The organism is Mycobacterium sp. (assembly GCF_049278535.1).
Classification (GTDB): Bacteria; Actinomycetota; Actinomycetes; order Mycobacteriales; family Mycobacteriaceae; genus Mycobacterium.
This window is the reverse complement of sequence record NZ_JBAPMI010000109.1, coordinates 1-20,729: the sequence shown is the minus strand read 5'-3', so window position 1 is coordinate 20,729 and position 20,729 is coordinate 1. Positions and strand designations below refer to the sequence as shown.

Here is a 20,729-nt window from a genome sequence, read left to right as displayed (position 1 = left end):
AAGAGTGGCTGACTACTATCGGATTCGGGCCAGCCGCCATTCGTTAACACCAAACCGGGCGAGGTCCACTGGGACCAGACGCGGTGGTGCTTATGTCGAGCCAGGGCCACGGAAAACGTTTGCGCGGTCGCGCCGCCGAATGCGAGGCGCTGCGCGCGCTGATTTCGACGGTGCAATTAGGTAGCCACCAGGTTTTGGTTCTCCGCGGAGAAGCAGGCGTCGGCAAGACCGCCCTCCTCGGGTACGTGTCAGAGCTAGCGACTGACTTCCGCTGCGTCCAGGTGGCCGGCGTCGAATCCGACATGGAGCTCGCGTTCGCGGGCCTGCAGCAACTATGTGCGCCGCTGATGGAGCGATTCGACGAATTGCCCGAACCGCAGCGCGAGGCGCTGAACGTCGCCTTCGGCCGCGGTGTCGGGCCCACACCCGACCGTTTCCTCGTCGGCTTGGCAGTGCTGAGCCTGATGGCCGCCGCCACCAACGACCAGCCCCTGCTCTGCATCATCGATGACGCGCAGTGGCTCGATCAGGTGTCGGTGCAGACACTTGCCTTCGTCGCGCGTCGGCTCCTGGCCGAGCCGGTCGCCGTGTTATTCGCGGCCCGAGACAACGGCGCAGAGGCGTTAGCGGGTCTGCCGGAACTCACGATCAGCGGCCTGTCCGACGGCGAGGCCCGAGAGCTGCTGTATTCCGTCATCCCCGGACGGATCGATGAACGGGTGCGTGACCGCATCGTCGCTGAGACACGCGGCATTCCGCTGGCGCTGCTCGAGGTGCCGCGAAACCTCTCTGCGGCAGAGCTTGCCAGCGGCGTCGGAAATCTGGCTGTGCACCGCTCGGCGGGACAGCTGGAGGAAAGCTTTGTCCAGCGCATCAGGTCTCTTCCTGCCGACACGCAACGGTTGTTGCTTGTCGCGGCGGCCGAGCCAGTTGGTGATGCAGCGCTGTTTTTGCGTGCGGCAGCCAAACTGGGCATCCCGGTGCACGCGCTCGCACCGGCAGAGGCCGCGGGAGTGCTCGAGTTCGGCCCGCGCATGCACTTTCACCACCCCTTGGTGCGTTCAGCGACCTACCGAGCCGCAGATCTGCCTGACCGCAGGGCCATCCATCAGGTGTTGGCCGACGTGACGGACCCGAAAACCGACCCTGATCGTCGGGCATGGCACGCCGCAAATGCCGCGGCGGGACCGGATGAGGCGGTGGCCGTGGAACTGGAAACCTCGGCCGCCCGTGCCCAGAGCCGGGGCGGCATCGCCGCGGCGGCGGCCTTCTTGGAGCGCGCCACCACGTTGACAACGGACCCGGCCCGGCGCGCTTCCAGGGCGATCGCCGCCGCGCAGGCCAAAGGAGACGCGGCAGCCCCCGTTGCGGCGTACGACCTGCTCGCAGCGGCCGAACTAGGACCACTGTCCGACCTGCAACGCGCCCAAGTGGCTCGGCTACGCGCCCAGATGGACTTCGCTCGCAACCGCGGCGGCGCTACCGGCCCGTCGGCCCTTGCCGAGCCCGCGACTCAACTGCTCAGCGCCGCCAAACGTCTGGAAACTCTTGACGACGAACTGGCCCGGGAGACCTATCTCGAGGCGCTCGCCGCAACCATGTACGCCGGGCGACTCGCTGAACCCGATGCACTGGCGAATGCGGCCGAGACTGCCCGCGGTGCGGTCGGCCGGGTATCGAAGCTGCGTCAACCGATGGACTTGCTACTGGGCGCCCTGACCAGCCGCATCGTGGGCGATGCGAGCCACGGTAAGAACCTGATGCGTGAAGCACTGGAGCTCATCTGCGCCCAGACCAAACAAAACGACAGCCAGGCGCTGCGCTGGATGTCGCTTGCCTTCCCGGTCGTGCAGGAGACCGCCGCCGCCGAGCTGTGGGACGACACGATCTACCGTCAATTGGCCACCGACATCGTCCGGCACGCCCGTGAGACGGGTGCGCTGGCCATCATTCCGCGAGCGCTTGCCTATAGGGCGAGAGCCCACCTGCTGGCCGGTGAATTCGCCACGGCCGCAACACTTATCGAAGAGGCTGCTTCGATCACCGCTGCAACGGGCTACGTGCCATTCAAATACGACTTATTACTACTGGCTGCCTGGCGGGGAAGCCCCGCCGACGCTGTTGGCTTGATCGAGGCAGCCACCGCAGAGGGAACCGCCAGAGGCGAAGGCCGAATGCTGGGCCTGGCCGGATACACCGCCGCTGTGCTCTACAACGGACTCGGCCGCTACGAGGAGGCCTTCGCCGCCGCCCGCGAGGCGTGTGAACATGAGGACCTCGGCTTCTACGGATGGTGCTTGATCGAACTCATCGAAGCTGCGACACACGCCGGCGAGCAGCAGATGGCCACCGTGGCCATACGTCAACTTGAAGAACGTGCTGGCGCTAGCGAAACCGATTGGGGCCTCGGTGTTTTGGCGAGTATGCGGGCCCTGCTAGCCGAGGATCAGCTCGCCGACAGTCTTTTCAGCGAAGGCATCGAACGCTTGCAGCGCACCGGCATCGTCGTACATCTGGCTCGCGCCCACCTGCGCTACGGAGAGTGGCTGCGCCGGATAAACCGGCGACTCGATGCGCGTCGACACCTCACCGAGGCCCACACGATGTTCACCCGAATGGGCGCGACGGCCTTCGCCGAGCGGGCTCGCCGAGAACTGGTGGCCATCGGCGAGAAGGTGCGCAAACAACCGGTCGCTTCCGGGGATGAGCTGACGGCCCAGGAGGCACAGATCGCACGACTGGCCGCAGAAGGGCTGACGAACCAGGAGATCGGTGCGCAGTTGTTCATCAGCACGCACACGGTCGAATGGCACCTCAGGAAGGTCTTCGTCAAGCTCGGCATCAGCTCGCGGCGGCAGCTGCGCACCGTGTCGTGGGCCAGCTAGGCCCTAGCCGGCCCCTGCACCACGGACCCGGACTACGAACTTTCAAGGGTCCGCTTCGCGTTCTCAACTGTGATTCTGATCTTGACCGCCCTAGTGGGCCTCCCCACCAGAAATCGGAGACAGATCATGAGAATCGCTTCCGTAGTCGGCACGTCCGAACCGGACGGGGCTCTCGCCGCGCACTTCGCCCGCGAAGCCGGGCCCCTGTTCGACGTCTTGTCGCGCGGAGCTCGAAGACTGGCTCGCTGCGATGCCGACGCTGAGGACCTGCTTCAAGACACCCTGCTGCACGCGTATGCGGGTTTTCATACATTCCAGGAGGGCACCAACTTCAAGGCGTGGCTGTTCCGGATTCTCTACAACCGCTGGGTCAGCACGTACCGCAGCCGACAGAGTCGCCCGGCGGAAATTCCCGTCGACGACATTACCGAGCGGGACCTGGTCTCCAGCGCCGCACGCGTCCCCGGCGGTCTACGCTCCGCCGAGGCGGAAGTCCTGGAAGCGTTGCCTGACAGCCAGATTCAAGCAGCGATGGAGGATATGCCGGAGGGCTTCCGGGCGGTGGTGTACTACGCCGAGATCCACGGATACACCTATGCGGAGACCGCCGCGATTCTGAACATCCCGCTGGGCACTGCGATGTCGCGCGCCTCGCGGGCGCGCAAACGGCTGCGTACCGCGTTGGCTCACCTCGACCACACCCGAAGCGACGTCGCATTGCCCGAACAGCAAATCGCATAACGGGCTGCCGCTACTGCTGATGGGTTGTCCGACTCCCAACCCGCGGCAGCAATGTTCGCATGCCGTGACGAGCCGAAAGAAAAACGTCAGCTGAACACCGTTTGACCGTCGACATCGAGCAGATACTGCTCGGTCCCCTGCTCGACCCGCGGTGCGTCGCCACCCAATGCGACGGCGACTTTGTTGCTGGCATTGCGCATTACGTCGAGCGTCAACTCGACGGCCTCGGCATCGGAGAAATGCGCACGCACCCCAGCAGCGACGTCGCGATCAATGCGTCCGGGCGACCAGATCAGCGCGTCCACATAACGCAGCGCGGCCTTGTGGCGCTCGGTCAACTGGGCCGATGCCTCGAACTGCTCGATGTCGCCGTACAGCGTCTCTGTTCCGCCCGCGTCCAGCGCCGTCGTCTCGCGAAGCGACTTGCACAGCCGGCAGTTGTGTTGGGTCGCACCGCGCAGCCGAACCACCTCCGCGGTCAGCGCGTCGAGCTGACGCAGCCGGGCCACCGTCGGCAGAAAGTCGTTGAACACGATGCCGGACGGATCGGTGTCGTGGTCCCACCGCACCGGCCCGGCAGTCCACTCGAGGTACTCGTCACCAACTCCGAGCGCTTCCAGACCAGCGCGCACCCGCGGAACGAAATCGGCGATATACATCTGCACGACGGTGCTGAAAGTGCTGTTGCCCAGCACTTTCCACAGCCCTGCGCGCTGGCCTGCGCCGATCGTGGAGACGTCGATGCTGAACTGTTCGGCGAAGTCGGCGACGACGCTCTCATCGTCGGATTCCGGGCCGCTCACTTCGACTTGCGCGGGCAGCGCCGGCAACCCGAGGGTCTGTGCGCAGGTGCGCCGAATCAGGGCAGTTGTGCGACCGTCGCCCGGTGACAATGCCACCAGTCGGGTCAGCTCGTCGTGCAGCACCACAGATGGATTATGTCGCCTGGCTGACCGATGACATGTGAAAGTCCGGAATCCGCAGCGACGGCATCGCGGTGCGCGTCACCCAGTCGCCCCATTCCCGCGGCAGCGTCGGCTCACTGACACCGGCTTGGCTGGCGCGTCGCAACAAATCCAGCGGGCTCTCGTTGAATCGGAAATTGTTGACCGCCGCCGTCACCTCGCCGTCTTCGACCAGGTAGACGCCGTCGCGAGTCAGACCGGTCAGCAGCAGCGTGGTGGGGTCGACCTCGCGCATGTACCAGAGCGTGGTCAACAGCAACCCGCGTTCGGTATCGGCGATCATGTCGGCGAGTTCGGTGCCGTCGCCGGTCATCACGAGATTGTCGGCGGCGACGGCGACCGGGGCACCGAACTCAGTGGCCGCGGCCCGCGAGTAGGCCAATGCGTTGACCACCCCGTCGCGTATCCAGTTCGCCCGGCCGATGTTCATGCCGTTGTCGAAAATCGACAGCGTCTCCGATGAACTCGCGGTCGCCACGAACGGCGTGCAGCCCAATCCGGGGGCCGCCGGATCGGAGTACAGCGTCAGCGGCAGGTCGGTCAGCTTCTCCCCTACCCGGGTTCCGCCGTCGGGAGCGCTGAGCGCGGTGCGGCCCTCTTGCGCGCCCCGGCCGCTCATCGACCACGCCAGGTAGATCATCATGTCCGCCACCGTCGACGGCGGCAGGATCGTCTCATAGCGTCCCGCCGGCAACTCGATGCGGCACTCGGCCCACCCCAGTCGCATCGCAAGCTGCTCGAGCAGCGAATCCGTTGGCACACCGCCGAAGTCGGGGGTGCCAACGCCTACCCAGGCGCTGGCGCCGTCGCGCTTGGCGTTGATCTCCACCGAGCCGGTCGGTTGGGTGTAGCGGCGGCGCAGTCCGCTCGACGTCGCCAGAAACGTCGTCTCCAGCGCATGCTGCGCGAAGCCATACAGCTGGTCGGCGCTCCGGAATCCGCGAGCCAGCGGGCCGGCGATGTCGGAGAACACCTCCGGTCCGGTCACCGGAATCGGCGCGTCCCAGTCCGCCGGCGCAGTGTTGCTGCTCAGCAGTGGCGCGGCGTCGCGTGCTTCGGGCGCTGACCCGGCGGCGGCCTGCGACGCCGCCACCAATTCCTGGATTGCCGACGGATCTAGGTCCGCTGAGGTCAATGTACCGACCTGTGCCGTATCGCCGTGTCGGACAATCGAAATCACCGTCGTACTGCGGGCCGTCGATAGGCCGTTGGTGGTCATCGAGTTGTTCGCCCAGCGCAGCGATGTCGCCACGCGGTCGCCGACTAGCACGATGGTCTCATCGGCACCGCCGAGTTGCACGGCAGCGTCCAGTGCGATGTCGATGACCTGCTGTGCGCCGATCACAGGCCCGCCTCGACGCGGGTGTTGAGCACATTGACCCCACGGAACAACGCCGACGGGCAGCCATGGCTGACTGCGGCCACCTGGCCGGGCTGGGCTTTCCCGCAGTTGAACGCTCCACCCAGACGCCAGGTCGACGGACCGCCAACGGCTTCCATCGAATTCCAGAAGTCGGTCGTGGTGGCCTGATAAGCAACATCGCGCAGTTGGCCGTCCAGGCGTCCGTGCCGGATGCGATAGAACCGTTGCCCGGTGAACTGAAAGTTATACCGCTGCATGTCAATCGACCAGGACCTGTCACCGACGATGTAGAGGCCGTCGTCGACCCGGGCGATCAAGTCGGCAGTGCTGAAACCTTCGGGGCCGGGTTGCAGAGATACGTTGGCCATCCGCTGAATCGGCACGTGGTGCGGCGAATCCGCATAGGAGCAGCCGTTGGATCGGGGCTGACCCAGTCGCGGCGCAAACACGCGGTCAAGTTGATAGCCGACGAAAATCCCGTCACGAACCAAATCCCAACTCTGGGCGGCGACACCCTCGTCGTCGTAACCGATACTGGCCAAACCGAATTCGACGGTACGGTCGGCGGTCACGTTCATCATCGGCGAGCCGTAGCGCAGCGTGCCAAGTTTGTCGGGGGTGGCGAACGACGTACCCGCATACGCCGCCTCGTAGCCGATGGCGCGGTCGTATTCGGTTGCATGGCCGATGGATTCGTGGATGGTCAGCCAGAGGTTGGTGGGGTCGATCACCAGGTCCTTACGCCCGGCCGGGGCGCTGGGCGCCTTCATCTTCTCGGCCAGCTGAGACGGCAGCTCGGCGAGTTCGCCCGTCCAGTTCCATACGTCGTCGCCGGCCAGCACCTCCCAGCCGCGACCCATCGGCGGCGCCAGCGTGCGCATCGAGTCGAACCCGGCGCCGCCGCTGTCCACGGCGACCGCCTCGAATCGGGGTTGCACCCTCACCCGCTGTTGCGTGATCGACGAACCCGCGGTGTCGGCGTAGAAGGTCTGCTCTTTGACGGACTGCAGGCTGGCTGACACGTGATTGACGCCGTCGGCGGCAAGCAGTCTGCCGGAGTAGTCGCCGAGCACGGTGATCTTGTCGGCAATCGGCACGGTGAACGGGTCGATGCGGTAGCTCGACACCCATGTGGCGTCGGCGTACACCGGCTCGGGCGCCAACTCGACGCGGTCGGTGTTCAGCGCGGCCAGCGTCTTGGCCACCGACACCGCGCGACGGGCGGTATCCGCGGCGACGTCCGGCAACAGCTCCGCGTGCGAGGCGAAGCCCCACGTGCCGTCGACGACCACCCGGACGGCAAGGCCGATCTCGCGGTTGACCACCGCCGTCTCCAGTTCGCCGTCGCGCAGCTGGATGATCTCGTTGACCAGCCGGTGAATTCGCAGGTCGGCGTGGGTGGCTCCGGCAGCGCTAGCCGCGGACAGCGCCGCATCGGCCAGTTCGTGGCGGGGCAGGCTGAGGAAGTCGGCATCGATCCCCCGGTTCGGTGTCACGTCCCTACCGTATCGACCCGCTTTAATACCTCTATGAGCACCGCTGGGCTGGCAGCGCCACGCCGATCAACGGCGCTCGGGTATGCCTTGCTCGCGCCGAGCCTGTTCGGAGTCGTCGCGTTTTTGCTGTTGCCGATCTTGGTGGTGGTATGGCTGAGCCTGCACCGCTGGGACTTGCTCGGACCGATCGACTATGTCGGAGACCAGAATTGGCGCTCGGTTCTCAGCGACAAGGCGTTCGGCAACTCGCTCCTGGTGACATGTGCGTTCGTGGCGATCGTGGTTCCGGTGCAGACGGTTTTCGGACTGGCCGTCGGGGCGCTGCTGGCACGCGATCTGCCCGGTAGTGGCGTGTTCCGGACCCTGTACGTGCTGCCGTGGATCTGTGTCCCGCTGGCGATCGCGGTGTTGTGGCGCTGGATCCTGGCACCCACCGACGGCGCCATCAGCACGGTGTTAGGGCATCGCATCGAATGGCTGACCGATCCTGGGCTGGCGCTGCCGGTGGTGTCGGCCGTCGTCGTGTGGAGCAATGTCGGATACGTCGCGCTGTTCTTCCTCGCCGGCATCCTGGCCATTCCCGGCGAAATCCATTCCGCGGCGCGCACCGACGGCGCGACGTCGTGGCAGCGGTTCTGGCGCATCACGCTGCCGATGCTGCGACCCACCATGTTCTTTGTCTTGGTCACTGGAATCATCAGTGCCGCACAGGTTTTTGACACCGTCTATGCGCTGACCGGCGGCGGCCCGCAGGACCGCACCGATCTGGTCGCCCACCGGATCTATGCCGAAGCATTCGGGGCCGCGTCGATCGGCCGAGCCTCGGTGATGGCCGTCGTTCTGTTTGTCATCCTGGTCGCCATCACCATCGTCCAGCACGTGTACTTCCGTCGGCGGGTCAGCTATGACCTCACCTAAAAAGGTTTCGGCGGTAATGGTTTACACCGGCCTGCTGGCCGGTGCACTGCTCACGCTGGCGCCATTCGTCCTCGGCCTGTTGACCTCATTCACCTCCGCGCACCAGTTCGCTACGGGCACACCGCTGGCATGGCCGCGGCCACCGACGCTGGCGAACTACGCCGACCTGGGCGGCGCCGGGTTCGGTCGCGCGCTGGCGGTGACCGCGTTGATGACGGCGGTGATCCTGCTTGGTCAGCTGAGCTCTTCGGTGCTGGCCGCCTATGCGTTCGCACGGCTGCGGTTCCCCGGCCGAGACGCGCTGTTCTGGGTGTACCTGACGACGCTGATGGTGCCCGGCAGCGTGACCGTGGTGCCGCTGTATCTGATGATGGCGCAGTTGGGGTTGCGTAACACGTTCTGGGCGCTGGTGTTGCCGTTCGTATTCGGCTCGCCGTACGCCATTTTCCTTCTTCGCCAATACTTTCGAGCTATCCCCGATGATCTGATCAACGCCGCGCATCTGGATGGCGCCAACACGTTGGACGTGATCGTGCACGTGGTGATCCCGTCCAGCCGGCCGGTACTGGTGACCCTGATGCTGATCACCGTCGTGTCGCAGTGGCACCACTTCATGTGGCCGTTGGTGATCACCAGCGGTGCCAAGTGGCAGGTACTGACGGTGGCGACGGCTGCGTTGCAGTCGCGATACAACGCACAGTGGACGTTGGTGATGGCCGCGACGGCGGTGGCGATTGTGCCGCTTCTGGTTCTGTTCGTGATTTTCCAGCGGCACATCGTCCGCTCAATCGTCGTCACAGGACTGAAATGACCCGGCCGCGGTTTTCCACAGTTTTCGCCCTGGGCTTCGCGCTGATCGCGGTGCTGCTGGCCGTTGCAGCGGTGCTGTTGGATGTCACCGCGCGTCCGGGTGGTGGTCGCACCGTGGTCACAGTCCGGCTGTGGGATGACCAGGTCGCCGCCGCCTACCGAAAGTCGTTCGCGGCGTTCACCCGAACGCACCCGGACATCGAGGTACACACCAACGTCGTCTCGTATTCCAACTACTTCACTACCCTGCGCACTGACGTCGCCGGCGGCAGCGCCGACGACGTATTCTGGGTCTCCAACGCCTACCTCGCCGGATACTCCGACAGTGGCCGCCTGATGGACGTCGGGAAAGCCCTCGGGCCGAAGGCCGCGCCGGCGTGGGAACCGGCGGTGGTCCAGCAGTTCACCCGCAACCAAAAGCTGTGGGCGGTACCTCAACTCACCGATGCCGGAATCGCGTTGTATTACAACGCGGATCTGCTTGCTGCCGCCGGTGTCGACGTCGCCGGCCTGGCAGCGCTGCGCTGGGGTCCGGGCGATAGTGACACGCTGCGCCCGTTGCTGGCCCGGCTCACCATCGACGCCGACGGGCACACCGCGGCCACACCGGGTTTCGACGCGGGGCGGATCCGGCAGTGGGCGTACAACGCGGCCAACGACGCACAGGGCATCTACCTGAACTACGTCGGCTCGGCCGGGGGGGTGTTCCAGAACGGGGACCGCTTCGCATTCGACAACCCAGGCGCCGTCGAGGCTTTCACCTACCTGGTCAAGCTGATCAACGATGGCCACGTCGCGCCGCCGGCCTCGGAGACCAACGACAACGGTGACTTCTCCCGCAACCAATTCCTGGCCGGCAAGATGGCGCTGTTCCAGTCCGGCACCTACAACTTGGCAGCAGTGGCCGGGCACGCCAAGTTCCACTGGGGCGTGACGATGTTGCCCGCTGGTCCCAAAGGCCGAGTCAGCGTCACCAACGGCATTGCCGCGGCTGGTAACTCAGCTTCGGCGCACCCCGATGCGGTGCGCCAGGTGCTGGCGTGGCTGGGCAGCACCGAAGGTAATCAATACATCGGCCGTGAGGGCAGCGCCATCCCCGCGGTCACCGCAGCGCAGCGGGTGTACTTCGACTATTGGCTGACCAAGGGCATCGACGTCAAGCCTTTCTTCGAAGTCCTCCACGGTCCACGCATCTCCGCACCCGGTGGCGCCGGGTTTGCCGCCGGCAATCAGGTGCTCAAACCTTATTTCGATGAGATGTTCCTCGGTCGTGGCGATATCGCCACGACCTTGCGTCGAGCCCAGGACGCCGCCAACGCTGCCGCGAGCCGCTAGCGCCCGATCGGAATTTCGAGCGCGACAGCAACGCCGCAAACCGCGACGATGAGCGCCAGCGCAATCCAGTCCGCCTGTCTCGGCCGCGACGGCAGCGCCGAGATCTGGCCGATCCCACCGCGCGCCGTAATGGCGTCACCCATCTCGTCGGCACGGCGCAACGTCACCGTGAGAGCCGCCGTGATCAAGTCGACCACTTCCAACGCCCGGCGCCGGCGGCGTGCCCGGCGAGTGTGCGCGACACGTTTAGGTCGCAACCGGCGCGCGGCGTAGAGCACCCGGAACTCGTCGATCAACATCGGGAATGCCCGCAGCGCCAATGCGATTGCGACGGCCCACTCGTCGATCGGAATCCGCAGCAACCGCAGCGGCCGACCCAAAGTGGCTACGGCGGGCGCTATTTCGGCGACGTTGGTAGTCCACGACACCATCGCTCCCAGACCCAGCAGAACGAACGACAGGGTAGTGACCCGCAGGAAATTCAACAGGCCGCCGAACCCGATCGGAACTCCGGCCACCTCAAACGTCGGGCTGCCGCCGGCGAACGCCGCTGACAGCCCGCCAAGCACCAGCAGCATCCACAACCAGTGCGGCACATTGGGTAGCGCGCCGCGCGGAATGTGGGCGATCCGGGCCACCGTCAACACCAGTGCCGCCACCAGCCCGATCGCGATCCACCCCGGATAGAACGTCAATAATACCGAGATACCGCCAACTGCAAGCAGTTTGGTGCCGGCCCACAACTCGTGCACCATGGAGGTACCGGGCACCGGGCGCAGCAGCACGACCGAGCGAGACCGCCTGCGTTCGGATCGTTCGTCGGGTGGCGCCGTGGTCACGACAATCCCCCAGCCGCCGCCGAGACCGCGTGCAGCACGCCGTCACGTAGATCCAACGTACGAGGGCAGAGATCCTCCAGACCGGCGAAGTCGTGGGATATCACCACGACGGTCAGTTCCTGCTCGCGGCGCAACTCCTCGAGCAGTCGCACCAAGCCGATCTGGGTGACCGCGTCGAGGCCCGCCAGCGGCTCGTCCAGAATCAGCGCCCGCGGCGAGCGGGCCAGCAGACCGGCCAGCACTACCCGGCGCATCTGACCTCCGCTGAGCTGATCGATCCGCCGTTTGGCCAACCCACTGTCTAATCCGACGACGGCGAGTGCGGTGGCCACCCGGTCGTGGTCCTTCGGCGAAAAGCCTGCCGCCGAAGCCACTTCCAAGTCCACCCGGCTGCGCATCAGCTGCAGCCGTGCCGCCTGGAACGACAGCGCCACCGCGCCGACCTGTTCGTGGGTGGGCCGGCCGTCAAGGAGGCAGGAGCCCGTGGTCGGCACCGTCAGGCCGGCAAGGATCCATGCCAGCGTCGACTTACCCGAGCCGTTGCCGCCATGAATCAACAAGCCGTCGCCCTGATGTACCGCAAAGTTGACATCGAGCAGCGCGGCCTTGGCCCATGGTGTGCCGCTGTTGTATTCGTGGCTGACGCCGGTGACCTCGAGGATCGCCGGGCCCGATTCGTGTCCCACCGGTGACGTCGCCACCGGCACGGGAATCGTCTCGACCATGCTGGTGTTGTCCCCGGACTCGCTGAGATTGATTGTGCTGTCTGCGGATTCGGCTTCGTTGTTGTAGTGCGTGATGTGTACGAGCGCCGTCCGGTGCCGCTGCTTCAGACCCGACAGCACGCCGAGCAGTCCCTCGCGGCCCTCCTGGTCGACCATGCTGGTGACCTCGTCGGCGATGAGCAACGCAGGCTCGCGGGCGAGCGCGGCCGCCACCGCCAGCCGCTGCAGTTCACCCCCGGAGAGGCTTCCGGTGTCGCGTTCGGCGTGCGATTCCAGTCCGACTTCGCGAAGCAACTGGGCCACGTCGGTGGTGGTCCCCGGGGGCAGACCCCACACCACATCGTCGGCGACCCGGGTGCCCAGCACCTGACTTTCCGGATGCTGCATGACCACTGCGGTGCCGCCCAACTTGCCCAGCCCGACCGACCCGGGGCGCTCGATGGTGCCCGACGTCGGTTCCCGGCCGGCCAGCACGAGCATCAACGTGGTCTTGCCGGAACCATTGGCTCCGGTGATGGCCAGATGCTCGCCGGCCCGGACCTCCAGGTCGACCGGGCGCAGCGCGTCGTGGTCGGTGTTCGGGTAGCAAAAGCGGACCTGATCCAACCGCACCGGTACCGGCGCGACAGGTGCGGTGTCCAGCGGCGCGTCCAGTTTGTGCACATCGGGGATGCCGCGCATCCGGTTCAGCACACGCGAGAGCGCCCACCACCCGATCAGCGACACGATCACGATCGAGACGATGCCGTTGGTGAAAATCAGCCACGGCCAGTAGTGCAGCGCCTCGGCGAGGAACCATTGGAGTCCGTGGGCGGTCTTATCAAGTCCGTCCCCGATGCGTGTGCTGAGCGGGAACGGATGGTCGGTGATGAAGCGCCCGATTCCGGTCAAGACGGTCGCGACCCCGTTGATATTGGCGGTGACCGCGTCGAAGATCAGGTGCCGCAGCCGGGAGAGGACCGCCAACGCCGCGACCGCGAACAGGTTGAATACCGCTCCGGCGACCACGGAGACGACGATCACGGTCCCGGTGCCGCGCTGCCGGCGCTTGACGATCCCGGTCAGCCCGCCGACATAGGCGCTGTTGCCTACCGTCATCAAACCGCCGAGTCCGGCGATCAAAAAAGCGATCAGTCCGGCGGCGACCGTCCCGGCGATCAGCACGCGGATGCGATAGCGGTAGGCCAGCAACCCCATCGGGACCGTGCCCAGCAACGACAGCGCCCCGGCGAACGGCACAACAATGGAGATGATCGCGGTGGCCGCGCACAGTGCGGCCATAACCGACGCCTGCGCGAGCTCGCCAGGACGCAGCGAGCGGGACTTATCTGTCCCGGACGCAGGGCGAGTCGCGTTCATTTGATCAATTCTGCCAGTTGTCACGGGCAACTCCCGTAAGCGAACAATGGCGGTTCATGTGAGTCAACGGCCATGAAATTGGCCGGTAAGTGGATCTAGATAGCCTAGCTATGCAACTATATATGCATGATGTCATCCGCAACCACTGAGCGTGGCGGGGCCGAGGAGGCTGTCGCCGGTCTCGGCGCGGATCTGCTCGCCGTCGTCGCCCGACTCAATCGCTATGCCACTCAGCGCATTCAGATGCAACTGCCGGCCGCACAAGCCCGCCTTTTGTCGACCATCGAGGCCCACGGTGAAGCGCGTATCTGCGATCTCGCAGCCGTGGACCACTGCTCGCAGCCGACGATGACCACCCAGGTGCGACGGCTGGAAGAAGCCGGCCTGGTCACCCGGACCGTTGACCCGGGCGACGCCCGGGCGGTCCGCATCCGGATCACCGCTGAGGGTTTACAGACGCTCACACGGGTGCGGGTCGATCGGGCGAATGCCATCGAGCCACAGCTGGCCCAGCTGAAGGCTGCCGATCGCGACATATTGGTGGACGCCGTGATCGTGCTGCGCCGTCTACTCGATGACTCGGCAACCGTCGCCCGACCGGGCGCGTCTCGCTAGTCGCTGCCCCGGGGGTGTCTGGCCAGCGCCGACGGCCTACGGTCGATTCCCGACGCATGATGGCGGCTGGATAATGGAGTCTTGACTCCAGACGATGGGCGGGAAAGGGGGTGGCCGTGTCGACGGCTGCGTTCGGTGCCCCGTTGATCGTCTGGCTGGGCCAGCGTAGATATGCCTTTCCACCCGGCCGCGACCTGACCATCGGGTTCGACAGCCACGCGGACATCCGCCTTGAAGGCGCCGGCCCATCCGCGAACCCGACCCTGGTGGTGCTGCATTACGACGGCGGCCAGTGGATCGCCGTTGATCGCAGCGAAGCCGGCATCTACGTCGACGGTGTCCGGATGTCGACAGTCTTCATCCACGAGGGTCGAGCGATCACCCTTGGCGATCCGCAGCACGGGCCGCGGTTGGTCTTCCAGTTCGGTACCCCGCCTCCACCACCACCGCAAATGCCGCCACCGCCCCCGATGCGACCCCCAGCTCCGCTGCCGCCGCCGCAGGCCGTTCAGCACAACCGGCCGCCGTTTCCACCCCCGCCGCCACTTCTTCATCGGCCGCCGCCCCCTCCTCATCGCCCGCCGCCACCTCTTCATAGGCCGCCGCCCCCTCCTCATCGCCCGCCGCCGGCGCCGAGCCCTGCGCCCTGGTTGGCCCCTCCGCCACCACCACCCGCGCCGCCCATGCCTCCCCCTCCGCCTCCGCCAGCTCCTGCGCCGCCCGTGCCTATGCCGCCGCCAGCTCCTGCGCTGCCGCAATTTCAGGCGCCGCCGCCCGCGCCGCTCATGCCTTCGCCACCACCGCAGCTTCACGTGCCACCCCAGCAACCTCAGCCGGAATCTCCACCGGCCTTCCCTGCGCCTGAGCCGAGGCGGAAGGTAATCGCCGCGCGACTCACCGGCGCGATGCAGAAGCTGTTGCCGCGCCGCGTCCAGCCCGAGCCCCGGCCGCATGAGGCCGCACCTACCACTGCGCTGCCGACACCGAACGAAGAGAAAGCCGCATTGCCATCAGCGGAGCGGGTGAGCATCACCGGTCCGCTGCAAGCGCGGCGCGTCCGGCTGAGCGTCGACGGCGAACAGGCGCTGGCGGATCTGTCGTTCACCGCATCGCCGGGGACAGTGACGGCGGTCGTTGGGCTGTCGGAAGCAAGCAGATCGGCTCTGGTCGACGTGCTGGGTGGCACGATTCAACCCAGCGTCGGCACAGTCGATTTCGACAGCCACGATGTCGCCGCAGATGACGTGCGACCGCATGTCGGACTGGTGCCGCGTCACGATCTACTGCATCCGCAACTGACCGTCGAGCAAGCGTTGCGTTATGCCGCTGAATTACGTTTGCCACCAAGAACTTCCGCTGATCTTCGCAGCGAGGTCGTCCGCTCCGTGCTCGACAAGATGAAGCTCGGTGCGCTGCGTACGGCAAAGGCGGGCACGCTGACCGCCGAACAACGCAAGTGCGCGTCGCTGGCGATGGAACTGCTGACCGAACCGTCGCTGCTTGTGTTCGACGAACCGGCGGCCGGGCTCGACTCGGAAGCCGAACAGCAGATCTCGGCAACGCTGCGCCAAGTCGCCGACGAGGGGCGTGTCGTGGTGGTGGCGACGACGGCGCCCTCCAACCTCGACGCGTGCGACCAAGTGCTGGTTCTGACCCCGACGGGCATTCCGGTATTCGCCGGCGCACCCGCTGAGATCGGTCCGCAGCTGGGCTCGACCGACTGGGCGGAGATCCTCAAGCGCGTCCGCGCGGACCCGTACGGCGCGCACGACATGTACCTGGCCCACCAGGACGACTCGCCGGCCGCGGATCCGGAGCCACCGATCCCCGCCGAGCACCCCGCCTCTCCCGAACGCCCGAACCTGTTGCGCCAGAGCATCATCGCGGCCCGTCGGCAGGCCTGGTTGATGGTTGCGGATCAGCGGTACTTCATCTTCCTGACAATCCTGCCGCTGCTTTTCGGCGCGTTCTCGCTGCTGGTGCCCGGCCACGCCGGCCTCGGGCCGGCGAGTCGGTACGGCAGCAGCCCCGACGAGGCCGTCGAGATCCTCGCTGTGCTCGCCGTCGGCGCCGTGGTGATGGGCACCGCGCTGGGCATCCGCGACCTCTTCAGCGAACAGCGCATCTTCCGGCGCGAACAGGCGCACGGTTTGTCGGCATCGGCATTCCTGGCCGGCAAGGCCATCGTCTACAGCCTCACCGCGATCGTGCAGACCGCCGTCATCACAATTGTCGCGACAGTAGGCAAGGGGGCCCCCAGCCACGGCGCTGTTCTGCTCGGCCACAGCAAGTTCGGGGCAAGCGTCGAGTTGTTCATCGCGCTGGCCGCTACGGCTATCGTCTCGGCGATGGTCGCGCTGGCCTTCTCATCGCTTGCGACGTACTCCGAAGAAGTCCTGCTGACCGCGGTGCTGATCGTCCTGCTCTCGCTGGTGTTCGCCGGGGCGATGTTCCCGATAGCCGGCCGGTTCCCGCTAGAGCAGATCGCCGGGCTGATGCCCTCCCGATGGGGTTTCGCCGCCGCCGCGTCGACCGTCGACGTACACGCAGTCAATCCGCTTGCCGAATCCGATGATTCATGGAAGCACTCATCCGGCCAGTGGCTGCTCGACATGGGAGTACTGGCCGGCCTCGCGATAGTCGCCATCGCCGCGCTGCGCTGGCGATTGAGACGACCGTCGCGCCGGCATCAACTTCCATTGATCTCCGACCACAGCGCTTTGTAGCAACGTGACGCGGCGCTGTGCGGCGCGAAAGCTGTCACCGGAGCGCGTTGTTCGGCCATCTGCTCGATGATCGACAGCGCCGGAATCGCAGTCGTCAGGATCCCCGATCTTTCGCTCGACAAGTGTTGCACCAGTTCGCAATGCAGCCGCTTACGCCGGTCCACCATCGAGAAGAAAGCTTGCACCTGCGGCTGCCTGCCGTCGAAATCGCTGACGAAGCCGGTTAACTGGTCGAAGGTGCGTACCGACAACGTCGCCGGGATCATCGGCACCAGCAGAGTGTCGACGGCGTGCAGGACGTTTTCCGACAACAACGAAATACTCGGTGGGCAGTCGAGGAAGACGACGTCGTACTGGCCCTCGAGCGGCCGCAACAACTGGCGGATCCGGCGCGTCGGCCGTTTCATGTCGTCGAGCTGCACATCCATATTGCGGTAGCTGAAATCCGCTGGCAGCAGGTCGAGCCCGTCGAAGTCGGTGGCTTTGATGGCATCGTCGAGCGATCGCGTGCCGTCCACCAGAGCCCGGCCGCCCCCCTTGACCTTTGCCCTGACCCGGAACATGAACGTCGCCGCGCCCTGCGGGTCGAGATCCCACAGCAGCACGTTGTAGCCGCTCAGCGCCGCCAGGTGGGCCAGGTTCACCGCGGCCGAGGTTTTGCCCACGCCGCCTTTGATGTTGTACGTCGCGTAGATCTTCATCGGCGCACCAGCGCCTTGACCAGGGCACGGTTTTCGGTGGCCAAAAACGGTTGCAGCCGCCCGGCCAGCGCCGCGCGTGCGCTCAGCTGATGCGTGTCGAGCTGCGCAGCCATCTCACCCATTGCCAGCACCGTCTGCGGCGGCGCTTGCCCCTGCTCCATCATCGCCGCGGCGAATTCGCGGACCGCTTCCCGTTGCACCTCCCCGTCCTGGAAATCGCCAAGCGTGTCTTGGAGCGACTTGAGCTCTTTGACCAGCCGACGGTGCGGTTCCTTGGCGCACACCGGACGGAAAACCTCGAGCAGGTAGCGCAGCTCTTTGCATCGCTTGCGCAGCGCGTGCACGTCGTCGCTGGGCGAGTCCGCGGTGATCCGCCTGCCGCGCCGCGCGGCGTTCCGGTACGCCTCAGTAAGCCGCTGACGCGCCAGCGTCGAGACCGTCGGCTCGCCCTCAGCGGTGGCGGCGACCTGGGTCAGCGCGCTACGCCACTCGCTCATCAACTGCTCGAAGCGCCGCGACCGCAGCCCGCGCACCAGGCGCCGCCGTTCGGCAGCGCGGTGTCGAACCAGAAACGACCGGAACGGATCGAGATCCTGTGGGTCTGCTGATGTCAGCCGGGCAGTCATGGTGTCGAGCTCGAGCAGGTAAACATCCAGATCGCGGACCGGGGTGGTCAGATCGCCCAGCCATTTGAACTCCGGCTGAAACCGCTCGGCCAAGTCCCCGGGCAGCACATCGCCGGCGAGCTTGAGAATCGAACGGGTTCGGCGTATTGCCACCCGCAAGTCGTGCAGGAATTCGGTGTCGATCGACGCGATGGTGCCCGGCACGTTTTCGTCGATCGTCGCCGCAAAGCCTGCCAGCATCTCCGCGACCGCCACGGCCGCAGGCGTTTCGGCCCGGAATTGCCGCTGACCGCCGTCTCCGTTCAGCGGGGTCCTGCCCGCATGCGTCAGCGCGAGGTGGTAGGGCGTGGCCGTCAGCGCGGTCAGCCCGTCGACACCGGACAACAGACTCGCGATCCGGTCACCCGCGGCCTCGTAGCCGCGCAGCGGCTGGATCCGCAACTGACTCGTGCCGTCGTCGACGCTTTCGGTCAGCAGCCGGGCGACCGTCTTTGCGTCGGCATTGAGCACCCGGCTCTCCCGGACCACACCACGCACGGTGACCACCGGCATCAAGGCACGCAGCGCAATGATCGGCGCGAGCGAGTCGCGCAGCCGCCCAACCGGTAGATCATGTGCCTCGGCCGGCCATTTCACCCCGGCCAGCGGCGCCTGCAATCGCACACCATCCGGGAATTGCAGGATCAGCGGACCGCCGTCGACGTACTCCAGCGAGATTCCGGCGGAGTGCAGCCGCCAGTCAAAGGTGTCCAGCCAGGTGCGCGCGACCGTCCGGTCGGTTCCGGCGCCCAAGGCGAACCTCGGCTGCAAGGCCGCCGCAACCGCCTCCACGTCGACCGCGCCCTCCTTGCTGAAAGCGCGGGGAGTCCTGCCCATTCCTTACCTTCCATTGGCCGCCCTTCCGCGACCGCAGCAGACTATAGACACCTTTGGTTAACGGAAAGTTCAACTTCGTGCCGAGCCGTCATAGTGTCGGCTGACCTGCCGGAGCCTACTCAGCGGCCGATCCCGATCGGTTACCGTCGGGTATGACCACTACTGCGGAACACTTGCGCAACTCGCTGGACGGACGCTGGCGCGACGTGAAGAACCAGATGCGGGAGCGGCTGGCCGACGATATCTTCCGCCCGCACTACACACCGAACACGGTGATCGCCCGTACCAAAGTGGCCGAGCAGATGAGCATCATGGCCGCCGCGGGCGCAGCCGACGACGGCTTCCGCAAAGAACACGGTGGCAACGGCAACGTCGGGGCCGCAGTCACGATGATCGAGATGCTCGCGATGTCGGACCTGTCTTTGATGGTCAAGGCGGGTGTGCAGTGGGGCCTGTTCGGCGGCGCCGTGGAGAACCTGGGCACCGAACGCCATCACGACGCGTACGTGCCGAAGATCATCAACCTCGAGTTACGCGGCTGTTTCGCGATGACCGAGACCGGACACGGCAGCGACGTCCAGTCCCTCGAGACGACTGCGACCTACGACGCCGCCAGCGAAGAGTTCGTGATCCACTCCGAGACCCCGAGCGCACGCAAGGACTATATCGGCGGGGCCGCCGAAACTGCCACCGTCGCAGCGGTATTCGCGCAACTCATCACGACCGAGAACGGCGAGCAGGTCAACCATGGGGTGCATTGCCTGTTGGTACCCATCCGCGACGCCGAGGGCAACGACCTGCCCGGGGTGACGACGTCGGACTGTCAGTACAAGGGTGGCCTGCCGGGCGTCGACAACGGTCGCATCGTGTTCGACCACGTTCGGGTGCCGCGGGTCAACCTGCTGAACAAGTACGGCGACGTCGAGGCAGACGGCACCTACTACTCGGACATCGAAAACCCCAACCGCCGATTCTTCACGATGATCGGCACCCTGATTCGCGGACGAGTCACCGTCGGCGGCAGCGCCGGCAACGCGGCGCGAGTGGCCCTGGACATCGCCACCCGATACGCCTTGCAGCGCAAGCAGTTCACCGCCCCCGATGATGGCGGCGAAGTGTTGATCATGGACTACCTGGTTCATCAGCGCCGGTTGTTCCCGCTCATCGCCAAGTCCTATGCGTTGCAGTTCGCGCAGAACGAACTGGTTTCCAAATGCCACGACCTGCAGACCGCTGAATCACCCGACGCCGAGGAGCAGCGCGAGTTGGAGTCGCGGGCGGCCGGACTGAAGGCCGCGAACACCTGGCATGCGTCCACCGCCATCCAAGAAGCCCGTGAAGCGTGCGGCGGTGCCGGCTATCTGGCCGACAACCGACTGATCGCATTGCGCGCCGACACCGACGTGTTCACCACGTTCGAGGGCGACAACCACGTGCTGACCCAGTTGGTGGCCAAGGAGTTGCTGACCGCCTACGCCGACGACATCAAAGGCATGAGCCCGGTGGAATGGGTGCGCTTCGCCGCGAACTTCGCCGGCGAGCGGGTGCTCAAACGCACTGCGGCCGAGACGATTATCCAAACCGTCATCGACTCCCGGCAGGACAACGAAGAAGAAGGCAGCCTGTTCAATCGCGGCACCCAGGTCAAGATGTTCGAGGACCGCGAGGAATACATCATCGCGTCGGTGGCGCGCCGGCTGCAGGCGAAGTCGAAGGAGATGTCGGCCTTCGACGCGTTCAACGCAGTGC

15 protein-coding genes and 1 pseudogene are annotated in these 20,729 nt (G+C 65.9%); 9 read left to right on the top strand and 7 right to left on the bottom strand.

Annotation, left to right across the window (positions count from 1 at the left end):
* Nucleotides 1-92 precede the first annotated feature (92 nt).
* A complete protein-coding gene (locus tag WAO18_RS07115; RefSeq protein WP_422205046.1) occupies nucleotides 93-2,885 on the top strand; it encodes an AAA family ATPase in 2,793 nt (930 codons plus the stop codon).
* A gap of 126 nt (nucleotides 2,886-3,011) precedes the next feature.
* A complete protein-coding gene (locus WAO18_RS07110; RefSeq protein WP_422205044.1) occupies nucleotides 3,012-3,626 on the top strand; it encodes a sigma-70 family RNA polymerase sigma factor in 615 nt (204 codons plus the stop codon).
* An 86-nt stretch (nucleotides 3,627-3,712) separates the two neighbouring features.
* Here WAO18_RS07110 and WAO18_RS07105 read toward each other — a convergent pair whose 3' ends face one another.
* The 3 genes from WAO18_RS07105 to WAO18_RS07095 are packed head-to-tail and all read right to left on the bottom strand — an operon-like array spanning nucleotide 3,713 to nucleotide 7,450.
* Entirely contained in the window at nucleotides 3,713-4,555 is an 843-nt protein-coding gene (locus WAO18_RS07105; RefSeq protein WP_422205043.1) for a carboxymuconolactone decarboxylase family protein, read from the bottom strand.
* A gap of 7 nt (nucleotides 4,556-4,562) precedes the next feature.
* The gene (locus tag WAO18_RS07100) at nucleotides 4,563-5,936 is read right to left on the bottom strand and encodes a metallopeptidase TldD-related protein (RefSeq protein WP_422205041.1); all 1,374 of its coding nucleotides are present in this window, start codon (nucleotides 5,934-5,936) and stop codon (nucleotides 4,563-4,565) included.
* Nucleotides 5,933-7,450, bottom strand: a complete 1,518-nt coding sequence (locus WAO18_RS07095) for a TldD/PmbA family protein (protein WP_422205039.1) — start codon at nucleotides 7,448-7,450, stop codon at nucleotides 5,933-5,935. The genes WAO18_RS07100 and WAO18_RS07095 overlap by 4 nt, the downstream gene beginning before the upstream one ends.
* Before the next feature lie 33 nt (nucleotides 7,451-7,483).
* Between WAO18_RS07095 and WAO18_RS07090 the strand changes: the two genes are divergently transcribed.
* From WAO18_RS07090 to WAO18_RS07080, 3 genes are read left to right on the top strand one after another with little or no spacing between them, the layout of a single operon-like run.
* Nucleotides 7,484-8,368, top strand: coding sequence for a carbohydrate ABC transporter permease (locus tag WAO18_RS07090; protein WP_422205038.1), 885 nt, complete (start codon nucleotides 7,484-7,486; stop codon nucleotides 8,366-8,368).
* Nucleotides 8,355-9,179, top strand: coding sequence for a carbohydrate ABC transporter permease (locus tag WAO18_RS07085; protein WP_422205036.1), 825 nt, complete (start codon nucleotides 8,355-8,357; stop codon nucleotides 9,177-9,179). The genes WAO18_RS07090 and WAO18_RS07085 overlap by 14 nt, the downstream gene beginning before the upstream one ends.
* Nucleotides 9,176-10,513 (top strand): ABC transporter substrate-binding protein, encoded by a 1,338-nt coding sequence (locus WAO18_RS07080; RefSeq protein ID WP_422205034.1) that lies wholly within the window; start codon nucleotides 9,176-9,178, stop codon nucleotides 10,511-10,513. The genes WAO18_RS07085 and WAO18_RS07080 overlap by 4 nt, the downstream gene beginning before the upstream one ends.
* Here the strand turns inward: WAO18_RS07080 and WAO18_RS07075 are convergent.
* Complete coding sequence (locus WAO18_RS07075) at nucleotides 10,510-11,268, bottom strand: CbiQ family ECF transporter T component (RefSeq protein ID WP_422205057.1); 759 nt, start codon at nucleotides 11,266-11,268, stop codon at nucleotides 10,510-10,512. The genes WAO18_RS07080 and WAO18_RS07075 overlap by 4 nt on opposite strands.
* Nucleotides 11,269-11,348: 80 nt before the next feature.
* On the bottom strand, nucleotides 11,349-13,436 hold the full coding sequence (locus WAO18_RS07070) for an ATP-binding cassette domain-containing protein (protein ID WP_422205032.1): 2,088 nt from the start codon (nucleotides 13,434-13,436) through the stop codon (nucleotides 11,349-11,351).
* Nucleotides 13,437-13,562: 126 nt separating this feature from the next.
* Between WAO18_RS07070 and WAO18_RS07065 the strand changes: the two genes are divergently transcribed.
* The 3 genes and pseudogenes from WAO18_RS07065 to WAO18_RS07055 all read left to right on the top strand — a co-directional run bounded on the left by WAO18_RS07065 (nucleotide 13,563) and on the right by WAO18_RS07055 (nucleotide 16,777).
* Nucleotides 13,563-14,051, top strand: coding sequence for a MarR family winged helix-turn-helix transcriptional regulator (locus tag WAO18_RS07065; RefSeq protein ID WP_422205030.1), 489 nt, complete (start codon nucleotides 13,563-13,565; stop codon nucleotides 14,049-14,051).
* 110 nt (nucleotides 14,052-14,161) lie between these two features.
* Nucleotides 14,162-14,428 (top strand): annotated as a pseudogene (locus tag WAO18_RS07060) (FHA domain-containing protein); the annotation flags it as partial.
* A 528-nt stretch (nucleotides 14,429-14,956) separates the two neighbouring features.
* Nucleotides 14,957-16,777, top strand: a complete 1,821-nt coding sequence (locus tag WAO18_RS07055; protein ID WP_422205055.1) for an ATP-binding cassette domain-containing protein — start codon at nucleotides 14,957-14,959, stop codon at nucleotides 16,775-16,777.
* Here the strand turns inward: WAO18_RS07055 and WAO18_RS07050 are convergent.
* Together WAO18_RS07050 and WAO18_RS07045 are read right to left on the bottom strand one after the other, a co-directional pair.
* On the bottom strand, nucleotides 16,741-17,478 hold the full coding sequence (locus WAO18_RS07050; RefSeq protein WP_422205029.1) for a ParA family protein: 738 nt from the start codon (nucleotides 17,476-17,478) through the stop codon (nucleotides 16,741-16,743). The two genes, WAO18_RS07055 and WAO18_RS07050, sit on opposite strands and share 37 nt — an antisense overlap.
* Nucleotides 17,475-18,980 carry a CHAD domain-containing protein gene (locus WAO18_RS07045; protein ID WP_422205027.1) on the bottom strand — a complete coding sequence of 502 codons (1,506 nt, stop codon included), beginning with the start codon at nucleotides 18,978-18,980 and terminating at the stop codon, nucleotides 17,475-17,477. The genes WAO18_RS07050 and WAO18_RS07045 overlap by 4 nt, the downstream gene beginning before the upstream one ends.
* A gap of 152 nt (nucleotides 18,981-19,132) precedes the next feature.
* Between WAO18_RS07045 and WAO18_RS07040 the strand changes: the two genes are divergently transcribed.
* Nucleotides 19,133-20,729: acyl-CoA dehydrogenase family protein (locus tag WAO18_RS07040; protein WP_422205025.1), on the top strand; the 1,597-nt coding region annotated here is incomplete at its 3' end.

Coding starts and splice junctions, on each gene's coding strand:
- WAO18_RS07115 (WP_422205046.1), top strand. CDS start 93: ATGTCGAGCCAGGGCCACGGAAAACGTTTGCGCGGTCGCGCCGCCGAA.
- WAO18_RS07110 (WP_422205044.1), top strand. CDS start 3,012: ATGAGAATCGCTTCCGTAGTCGGCACGTCCGAACCGGACGGGGCTCTC.
- WAO18_RS07090 (WP_422205038.1), top strand. CDS start 7,484: ATGAGCACCGCTGGGCTGGCAGCGCCACGCCGATCAACGGCGCTCGGG.
- WAO18_RS07085 (WP_422205036.1), top strand. CDS start 8,355: ATGACCTCACCTAAAAAGGTTTCGGCGGTAATGGTTTACACCGGCCTG.
- WAO18_RS07080 (WP_422205034.1), top strand. CDS start 9,176: ATGACCCGGCCGCGGTTTTCCACAGTTTTCGCCCTGGGCTTCGCGCTG.
- WAO18_RS07075 (WP_422205057.1), bottom strand. CDS start 11,268: ATGGTGCACGAGTTGTGGGCCGGCACCAAACTGCTTGCAGTTGGCGGT.
- WAO18_RS07070 (WP_422205032.1), bottom strand. CDS start 13,436: ATGAACGCGACTCGCCCTGCGTCCGGGACAGATAAGTCCCGCTCGCTG.
- WAO18_RS07065 (WP_422205030.1), top strand. CDS start 13,563: ATGATGTCATCCGCAACCACTGAGCGTGGCGGGGCCGAGGAGGCTGTC.
- WAO18_RS07055 (WP_422205055.1), top strand. CDS start 14,957: ATGCAGAAGCTGTTGCCGCGCCGCGTCCAGCCCGAGCCCCGGCCGCAT.
- WAO18_RS07050 (WP_422205029.1), bottom strand. CDS start 17,478: ATGAAGATCTACGCGACGTACAACATCAAAGGCGGCGTGGGCAAAACC.
- WAO18_RS07045 (WP_422205027.1), bottom strand. CDS start 18,980: ATGGGCAGGACTCCCCGCGCTTTCAGCAAGGAGGGCGCGGTCGACGTG.